Origin of the sequence: Nonomuraea rosea, from assembly GCF_039539705.1 — a bacterium.
Taxonomy (GTDB): domain Bacteria; phylum Actinomycetota; class Actinomycetes; order Streptosporangiales; family Streptosporangiaceae; genus Nonomuraea; species Nonomuraea rosea.
Genome location: NZ_BAABDQ010000074.1, coordinates 24,828 through 32,245 on the forward strand (window position 1 = coordinate 24,828; position 7,418 = coordinate 32,245).

A 7,418-nucleotide genomic window follows, 5' to 3' on the forward strand; every position below is an offset into this window, starting at 1 on the left:
GCCGCCACCACCAGTGGTCACGCATCCGGGCCTCTGTCACGTGTCTCGCCTTTCCGTCGACTGTCCTGCTACGCGGTAGTTGTCGATCTGCTCTCGAAGGCTTCGCGCGTATGGATCTCTTCGATACCGACTTTGAGCCAGAAGATCGCCGATCTCAAGGACGCGGGTGACAACGGGAACCAGGCGCCGTTCAGCCGGTTCGTCGAGCACGGGAATCAGCGCGGCCTGAGCGGCTTCGAACTCGCGGGCGATGAGGTGGGCGTGAGCCAGGCCGATATGAATCTGCGCCCACGTGCCGTACGCCTGTTCTTCTCCTTGCCGGTAGGCGTCGAGCGCCTGCTCGGCGGCGGCGACAGCTTGGCCGGCGTCGGCGGCGCGAAGGTGGACCGTCATCGTGTAGTTGGATTGGCGGGCCATGCCGCAGGAGAAGAGGCCGCCGAGTTCGTCGGGCTGGGTAATGGCAGCGCGGGCGCGTTCGGCATCACGGAGCGCCCGCAGCGCGTGGGGGATGTCGCCGAGCTCTTGCCAGGCGTCGGCCTCCTGCAGGGCGAGGAAGACCTTCATGGTGTCGTTGGGCGAGCACTCGAAGCCTTGGCGGGCGAGCGCGGCGGCTTGGCGCTGATGGCGATCCCAGAAGGCTGTTTTGGACTGGACGCTGAACGCCAGCGCCCTGGTAGCCGGGATGTCGGCTTGGTCGGCCAGGACCACAGCGGTTCGGGCGTGCGCCTCCGCGTCGCGGACGCGGCCGACGTCGCCGGTGACCCAGGCGATGAAGGCGCACAGGTTGGCGGCTGTGGCGTACAGCTGGCGACGTTGATCCAGTCTCTGATGGCCGTCTTGAAGGAGGGCGAACAGGTCTCTGGCCAGCTCGACGGCCGCGCACAAGAGCGGGGCGGGCGGCTGGTCGAGGTAGTCGCGAGCCAGGCGTGTCACGGCGCTGGCGTAGTACGCGAGGGTGGCTGGGCCGGCGTCTGATGCTTCAGCCCAGGCACCGAAGCGGGTTACCTCGCCGGCGGACATCGTGGCCGAAGCTGCGAGGGCCGGTAGCGGTCCTTGGGCGAAGAGCCGGTCGCGGGAAGTACCGAAGGCTCGGGAGTACAGAAGCTGATAGCGCGGGCCCGGCAGATGCTGCCCTGCCTCCCATTTTCTGATCATCCGGATGAGTGTGGCGCTGTCCGGCAGATCCGCGGCGAGGCGATGTAGCTCGCGCATCATGTCGGGGATGTCCCAGAGCCTGGCTTCTCGCTCGGTGCGCAGCCGTACGGCCCACAGCGGGATGTCGGGGGGTGACATCGCGTGGTCTCTTTTCTCGGACAGGACGGCGGACATGTCGTGTCCGCGGGTGCCTCCCATTGTCCTCCTGACAACGCTCCGATGTAGGTCATCTACTGAGAGTCATCAGCATTCCCCGGCCTGCCTGCTCGGCTGGTACGGCCTCGCCTCGAAAGGGGTCACAGATGACCAGGTCCTCGGCAGTGTCCGCCGCCGAAGTGATAGCGATTCGTCCTGGAGAGCCGCTCGTCGGCGCGGTCCGCGTCGATGGGTCGAAGAATGCCGCGCTTCCGCTGCTCGCGGCGGCAGCGGCGATGGGACGGCTCACGCACTTGGGCAACGTCCCGCAGTGCCAGGACGTACGGACCATGCTCGGCCTGCTGCAGCAGTGCGGCTACAGCATCGCTCGGTCGGTCACCAATCCCGAGGAGGTCGTGATCCAGCCGGTCTCCGGCGCCAGAACGCCGCCAGAGCTGCCTGACGCGGCGAGGATCCGCGCCTCGTACTACCTGGTGCCGGCGCTGCTGGCCGCTTGCGGGCAGGCGCGCCTGCCTTGGCCCGGCGGCTGTCCCGTGGGCGAACGAGGCATGGACCTGCATTTCCGCGTCTACGAGGCATTCGGGGACCGGGTGCTGCTGGACAGCGACGGATATCAGGTGCGCAGAGCGGTCACCAGGACGCGGGCGAAGGAGATCACGCTCCCGTTCCGCTCGCGAGGCGCCACTGTGGCGGCTGTCCTGCGGGCGGTGATCGACCATTGCTGGTTGACCTTGTTGCAGCCGAACCTCTCCCCAGAGGTGATCGAGATCCTCGCGTTCTTGCGTGAGGCCGGTTGGGAGGCTCGCGGGGATGGGGACACGATCATCCTGGCGCCACCCTTTGACAGTGAGGACGGCTCGCTCACCTGGGAGGTCCCGGGAGACAAGGTCGAGGCCGTCACTTTGGCGTGTGCGGTGGCGGTCAGCCGGGGATGCGCGTCGATCAAGGGCGTACGGGCAATGGATGTGCTGCCCGTGGTGGAGGCGTTCGCCTGGCTCGGGATTCCGGCGCATGCCGGAGCCGAGACCGTGACGGTGCAGGCCATCGATACTCAGCTGACCGGACAGCCGCTGCGGGCGATCGCGTCGCTGTCTCCAGGCGGCCTGGACGCCGATTTCGAGCCGTCGCTGATGGCTTTGGCGCTCGGGATGCCTGGGGTGCATCTGTTCGCCGACGCCATCAATCCGGGCCGGCACGGCAACCTGATCCCGCAGCTCGCCCGGCTCGGAGCCGTCATCGAACAACTGTCCGCAACGCAATGCCGCTTCTCCGGTCCACAACGCCTCGTCGGCGCCCGGGTGACGGCCAACGACATTCGCAGTGGTTCCACCCTCATCGTCGCAGGGCTGACCGCCGAAGGTGTCACCACCGTGACGGGCATGACGCAGCTGCGCCGTGGCTACGCGAACCTGCCGAACAAGCTGCGCCAACTCGGCGCGGACATCACCGAGGACGCCGCATGAGCAGCGGGCACCGCGTGCTCGAACGCATCGTGGCCACCACCGACGTCCATTCCAGTTTCGATCGGTCCGGCCCGATGCTCGCGCATCTGCACGCGGCTCGTGAGCGTGCGCTGATCGTGGACTGCGGCGACTTCTTCGAAGGCAGCGGCTACTACCTGCTCGGTGACGGGCACCTCGAACGGCAGGCCCTGGTCTTGATGTACGACATCATCGCGCCGGGCAACCACGGCTGGCGGCACCACTTCACCCCCGACCTGCGGGCCCTGACAGTCTGTGCCAACGCGACCGACGCAGCCACAGGTGAGCTGCTGTTCCGGCCCGTCCACGTCGTACGGATCGGTGGCCGGCGCGTGGGCGTCACGGCAGTGCTCGGCGAGCAGGCGTTCAACGCCATCCCGAGCACCGAACGCGCCGGGCACCGCGTCGTCTCCCCCGGCCCGGCGCTGCTCGAACTGAGACACCGCCACCGCGGCATGGTCCATGACTGGATCGTGCTCAGTCATTCCGGCTTCGACCACGACCTCGCCCTTGCCGCGGCCTGTCCGTTCATCTCGGTGATCTTTTCCGGTCACTGCCACAGCGAGCGCTATGGACCCGTACGGGTGGGTGACACCCTGGTGGTCAAGGGGCCAGAGCTGGGCGCAGGCTACGCCGAAGCCGTGCCAAAGGCCCGACGGTGGACGGCGCATACTCGACGTTTCGCCGACACGATGCCTGTCATCGAGCCAATGGCGGGCTTGCAGTCGCAGATCGAGGCCACTCGCGAACACCTCGCCAGACCCATCGGCCCGCTCGCTGAACCATTCCAGGACACGCTTCCCGATCGCCGCGAGATCCTGACGCTGGTCGCGAGACGGCTTCACGCTCGCCTCAAGCCGGAGGCCGTCGTGCTCAACGAAACCTGCCTGCGTTCCGCCCCCCTTGGCGCCGTCCTGCGCCAAGGGGATCTGCTGGCCATCGAACCGTTCGCGAACCAGCTCGTCCACACCGAAATGCCGGCCGACCACGACCTCGACGCCCTCACCGCACAGGCAGGACCGCTCATCGTCGTCCCCGGCCAGAGTGGCAGAGGACAGCTACGGCAGGCGCTCACCACGGAATACCTGGCCGACAACTACCTGGGCGGGCGCTGGAGCGGCCCTCGGCTACCGCTTGCCCACGCCGTACAAGACGTCCTGATCGAGCAGAAGGGAGACAAGCCGTGATCCTCACCGGCCCCGAGATCAGCGCTGCCGCCAATGACGGACGCATCCGGATCTGCCCCTTCAACGCAGAACAGGTCAACCCCAACAGCTACAACGTCCGCCTTGGTTCGACCCTGCTGACCTACACCGATCCGGTCATCGACGCGCACCGGCACAACCCCACCCACGCTGTCATGATCGACCGCGAGGGGTATGTTCTGCGACCCGACGAGCTCTATCTGGGCCACACCATGGAAGAAGCCGGGTCCGATACCTTCGTCCCGCTGCTGTTCGGCCGATCCTCCGTCGGCCGGCTCGGCCTGTTCGTCGAGATCACCGCGCCGATCGGCGACCTCGGCTTCCACGGCCAGTGGACCCTCATGCTCTCCCCCGTCCGCCCGCTACGGGTCTACCCCGGCATGAAGATCGGCCAGATCATGTTCTTCGTCGCGACTGGCAGCGTCGAGCTCTACCGCGGCAAATACCAGGCCTCCACCGGCCCGCAACCTTCGCAGTATTGGCGCGACCCAATCAAGGCAGGCACGCCGTGATCCTTACCGGCCCGGCCATCGCCGCTGCCGTCGCGCGCGGCGACATCATCATCGATCCCTTTGATCCCCGCCGGCTGTCCCCCAACGCCTATGACTGGAGGCTGGGCGACCGCATCAGAACGTGTGACGACGTCTTGGACGCCGCCTACCCCGCCCCCTTTACTGAGACCAGCATCCCCGCCACCGGCATGACTCTCGCACCGGGAACTCTGTATCTCGGCGTCACCCACGAACGCACCTGCTCCGAGCGCTACGCCCAACTCCTCAACGGCGACCGCACCACCGGTGCCCTGGGCATTTGGGTCCATGTCTCCGCGCCGCTCGGCCACACCGGACACGCCATCCCCTGGACGTTGGAGATCCGCGTGGCCCGCCCCGTACGCGTCTATCCCGGGATGACCTTCGGCAAGCTCGTCTTCCTGCACACCTTCGGCGCCACCGCCAGCTACCAGCACCACGGCCGTAAATACGCCGCCAGCACCGGCATCGACATCTCCCGGCTTTACCTGGAACTTCTCAGCGACAGAGGTCGGCTATGAACCCGATCGTCACCGCTCTGGACCTGCCTGCGGGCAGCCCCGGCGGCAGCGTGGAGCTCCTGCACGACCTGTACGGCGGCGCCGATCCGTTGATCCCAGCCCGCCTCTTCATGCTCCACAGCGACCACCCGCCGAAGCCTCCGGTCGAGACCCTCAGGACCCGCGGCAAATGCCTGACCGGACACCGCTTCTGGACCTACGTCCATGCCCTGAGCACCGAACTGACCACTCTCCTCATCCCTCGCGACATACCCCTCATCCATCTTCAGCACCTGGCCTTCGGAGCCACGCCCGCACTGCTGCACGCCCTCCCCCAGCACCCGAGCATCGCCCTCGTCCACGGCACCGACCTACTGATCGCCGGCTCCAACACCACCCAACGCCGCGTCCTCCACCAAAGCACCCACCGCGCCACCGCCATCGTGGTCCCCACCCCCGCGATGGCCGACCGGCTCCTCCACCTCACGCCCGACCTGAAAGGCGCCAAGATCGAACACATCCCCTGGGGCATCCCCGACCGCCTTCTGGACCGCCCTCTCACCTTCGCGCCGCACGACGACCGCCCTCTCAAACTGCTCTACGCCGGCAGGCTCACCGCCGAGAAGGGCGTGGCAGCCCTCGCCACCGCCTGCGCGAAAACCCGGAACGTGACGCTGAGCATCGCCGCCCCAGCTCATGAGTACGCCGCATTCGCGCCGCGCCTCCACAACATCGGCTGCCGCCACCGCTACCTGGGCTGGCTCGACCGCCACCACCTGTGGAACGTCTTCGGCGACCACGATGTGCTCGCCTTGCCCTCCACCACGCTGGAAGCCTTCGGCCTGGTCGCCGTTGAAGCCCAAGCCTGCTCCCTGCCCGTCCTCTACCAGCCCGTCCCCGGCCTCATCGATGTGCTCGGCGACACCGCGCTCCAGGTGGACTTCACCGACCCCCACGCCCTCACCGCCACCTTGCAGACCCTGCAAAAGGACCCCAGCACCCGGACCGACCTTCGCAGGGCCGGCTACGCCAACGCTCACCGCTTCCCCATCACAACCACCGCCACTGCGCTCACCGCTCTCGGCCACCGCATTACTTGACACCGGGCCGCGCCATTCACCACCCACGCCCACCAGCCCTAATTACGCTGGCAATCGCAGCCACCTCACCGAAAGGGACCCCATGACGTCCGCCCCAGACCGCATCGAGCATCTGCTTCGCCAGGGCATTCAGCAGCAGATCTACCCCGGCGCTGTCTGGGCCACCGGCAACGCCGACGGCATCTCCCACTCCGGCTCCTCCGGGCTGCTCGATCCCCACGACCCTGCGCATCCCACGACCCGCGACACCGTCTTCGACATCGCCAGTCTCACCAAGATCACCGCTGTGTGGTCCGCCATCGGCCTGCTCTGGCAGCAGCAACGCCTGAGCCTGGACGACCCGCTCGCCGCGCTCATTCCCGACCTGGCCGGCTATCCGTTGGCCCCCGTGACCGTACGCCAGCTCCTCACCCACACCGCAGGCGTCCCGCTACGAGCCAACCTCAAGAGCCTCTACGGCACCGACCCGCACCACATCCGGATGGGCGTTCTGCACGAGGCCCTGCATCGCCCACCAGGCCAAGCCGTCGAATACACCGACCGCGCCGCCCTTATCCTCGGTTTCCTCGCCGAACACCTCACCGGCACCCCACTCGATCAGCTTGCCCAGAGCTGCATGTGGCAGCCCATTGGCATGACCGACACCCGCTTCGGCCCGCTTCCCGCCGAACTCCTCGACCGCTGCGCCCCCACCGAACACGACGACGAGACCGGCTGGCATCTCAAGGGCACCGCCCACGACTTCTCCGCCCGCCTGCTCGGCGGCGTATGCGGCATCGCCGGAGTTTTCTCCACCATGCCTGACCTGGCTGCTTTCCTGCGGCACATCCTCCAACCCACCATCGGCACGGGGATCAGCGCCGCATGGGTCCAAGAATCTCTCCAAATCCAAACCGGCCACCTCCAACCAGCGCGCGGCCTCTTCTGGCACCCCGCGCCCGGCACCGACCCAACGGACTGCGTCTACGTGCACTACGGCTTCACTGGAACCGGCATATGGATCTCACTCAAGCAAGGCCGCTGGGCGATCCTCCTGACCAACAAGCTGTACTACGGCCGTGACCGCCAACCACTCACGGAGATCCGCAACGCATTCTGCGCCCTCGCGTTCGCGTAGAAAAATCGGGCCTCAACCGCGAAGGACAGCACTCAGGCGCTTCTCCATCGAGCAATGATCGAAACCTGTGGATCTGACGGGAAGGGTGTACCTTCCCGAATCATCTGATCATGGTTTCGAGATAGGCCGACGCGCCAACGTCGGTCGGGAAGGCACACCCGTGCCGCTTACCGT

At 67.0% G+C, this 7,418-nt stretch carries 7 protein-coding genes; 6 read left to right on the forward strand and 1 reads right to left on the reverse strand.

What is annotated here, in order from left to right; translation table 11 throughout:
- Positions 1 to 36: 36 nt before the first annotated feature.
- Positions 37 to 1,329, reverse strand: coding sequence for an NsdA family TPR-like regulatory protein (locus ABEA43_RS65675; protein ID WP_345580389.1), 1,293 nt, complete (start codon positions 1,327 to 1,329; stop codon positions 37 to 39).
- Between the two features lie 128 nt (positions 1,330 to 1,457).
- On the opposite strand from ABEA43_RS65675, the gene ABEA43_RS65680 reads away from it, so the two are divergent.
- The 6 genes from ABEA43_RS65680 (at position 1,458) to ABEA43_RS65705 (ending at position 7,244) form a co-directional block, all read left to right on the forward strand.
- Positions 1,458 to 2,774 carry a hypothetical protein gene (locus tag ABEA43_RS65680; RefSeq protein WP_345580392.1) on the forward strand — a complete coding sequence of 439 codons (1,317 nt, stop codon included), beginning with the start codon at positions 1,458 to 1,460 and terminating at the stop codon, positions 2,772 to 2,774.
- Entirely contained in the window at positions 2,771 to 3,979 is a 1,209-nt protein-coding gene (locus ABEA43_RS65685; RefSeq protein WP_345580395.1) for a metallophosphoesterase, read from the forward strand. Before ABEA43_RS65680 ends, ABEA43_RS65685 begins: the two co-directional genes overlap by 4 nt.
- Positions 3,976 to 4,509 carry a dCTP deaminase gene (gene dcd, locus ABEA43_RS65690; protein ID WP_345580398.1) on the forward strand — a complete coding sequence of 178 codons (534 nt, stop codon included), beginning with the start codon at positions 3,976 to 3,978 and terminating at the stop codon, positions 4,507 to 4,509. The genes ABEA43_RS65685 and dcd overlap by 4 nt, the downstream gene beginning before the upstream one ends.
- Positions 4,506 to 5,048 (forward strand): dCTP deaminase, encoded by a 543-nt coding sequence (locus tag ABEA43_RS65695; RefSeq protein WP_345580401.1) that lies wholly within the window; start codon positions 4,506 to 4,508, stop codon positions 5,046 to 5,048. Before dcd ends, ABEA43_RS65695 begins: the two co-directional genes overlap by 4 nt.
- On the forward strand, positions 5,045 to 6,127 hold the full coding sequence (locus tag ABEA43_RS65700) for a glycosyltransferase family 4 protein (RefSeq protein WP_345580404.1): 1,083 nt from the start codon (positions 5,045 to 5,047) through the stop codon (positions 6,125 to 6,127). The genes ABEA43_RS65695 and ABEA43_RS65700 overlap by 4 nt, the downstream gene beginning before the upstream one ends.
- An 82-nt stretch (positions 6,128 to 6,209) precedes the next feature.
- Entirely contained in the window at positions 6,210 to 7,244 is a 1,035-nt protein-coding gene (locus ABEA43_RS65705) for a serine hydrolase domain-containing protein (RefSeq protein WP_345580407.1), read from the forward strand.
- The last annotated feature ends 174 nt before the right edge of the window (positions 7,245 to 7,418 follow it).

Coding starts and splice junctions, on each gene's coding strand:
- ABEA43_RS65675 (WP_345580389.1), bottom strand. CDS start 1,329: ATGTCCGCCGTCCTGTCCGAGAAAAGAGACCACGCGATGTCACCCCCC.
- ABEA43_RS65680 (WP_345580392.1), top strand. CDS start 1,458: ATGACCAGGTCCTCGGCAGTGTCCGCCGCCGAAGTGATAGCGATTCGT.
- ABEA43_RS65685 (WP_345580395.1), top strand. CDS start 2,771: ATGAGCAGCGGGCACCGCGTGCTCGAACGCATCGTGGCCACCACCGAC.
- ABEA43_RS65700 (WP_345580404.1), top strand. CDS start 5,045: ATGAACCCGATCGTCACCGCTCTGGACCTGCCTGCGGGCAGCCCCGGC.
- ABEA43_RS65705 (WP_345580407.1), top strand. CDS start 6,210: ATGACGTCCGCCCCAGACCGCATCGAGCATCTGCTTCGCCAGGGCATT.